Origin of the sequence: Candidatus Thiosymbion oneisti (assembly GCF_004359955.1) — a bacterium.
Lineage (GTDB): Bacteria > Pseudomonadota > Gammaproteobacteria > Chromatiales > Chromatiaceae > Thiosymbion > Thiosymbion oneisti.
In genome coordinates this window covers 1-730 of sequence record NZ_SMSC01000118.1, presented here as the reverse complement: position 1 = coordinate 730, position 730 = coordinate 1, and the positions used below count along the sequence as shown (strand labels likewise).

Here is a 730-nt window from a genome sequence, read left to right as displayed (position 1 = left end):
GCTAACAAATGGCTTAGCCCGACCCAATACCGCGCATCGAGCTCAGGAGCTTGGCTCAGTAAATGCGGTATTGGGCCGGCTAGCCATGCCGTTAGCCAAAAAAACGGAAATGAAGATTGTGGGTAAAGAAATAAGTAAACTGAAAATTGATAAAAGATTACTGTCTGTAGTGACATCATTAGATCAAACAGATGATAGTGGCTATTGGCTTAGTAAAAAACCAATTGAAAGAATAGGTCATATTGAATTATTAAGAAGGATAAACTATGGAGATGGTGCTACCTCCAGACTTCAAAGAGTTCTTGAGTTTACTGAAGACTAAAAACATCCCATATTTGTTGATTGGTGGGTATGCGGTTGGTTATCATGGCTATCCTAGAGCTACGAATGACATGGATATATGGATAGCTATTGAGCCCAAGGTAGCAGAACAAATGGTTTCTGCCTTAAAGGAATTTGGCTTTGATATGCCCCAACTTTCAAAAGATATTTTTCTCAAGGAAAACAATGTGGTGCGCATGGGTATTGCTCCTATTCGCATTGAAATATTGACGACAATTTCGGGTGTTTCTTTTGATGAGTGTTTTAAGGAAAGGATTGTTGATGAAATAGATGGCATTGAAGTAAACATCATTAGCTTGAATAAGTTAAAGATTAATAAGAAAGCGAGCGCCCGATACAAGGATTTAGATGACTATGAGAATTTACCTTGAAAACAACTATTGGCTAA

At 38.1% G+C, this 730-nt stretch carries 2 protein-coding genes; both read left to right on the top strand.

Annotation, left to right across the window (positions count from 1 at the left end; translation table 11 throughout):
• The coding region (locus E1958_RS20630; RefSeq protein ID WP_166664717.1) for a hypothetical protein at positions 1–322 on the top strand (322 nt) is incomplete at its 5' end.
• Entirely contained in the window at positions 267–713 is a 447-nt protein-coding gene (locus tag E1958_RS19680) for a nucleotidyltransferase (RefSeq protein WP_207787992.1), read from the top strand. The genes E1958_RS20630 and E1958_RS19680, both read left to right, overlap by 56 nt.
• Positions 714–730: the final 17 nt, after the last annotated feature.

Bases quoted from the DNA above. Each gene is read 5' to 3' on its own strand.
- E1958_RS19680 (WP_207787992.1), top strand. From the start codon at position 267: ATGGAGATGGTGCTACCTCCAGACTTCAAAGAGTTCTTGAGTTTACTG.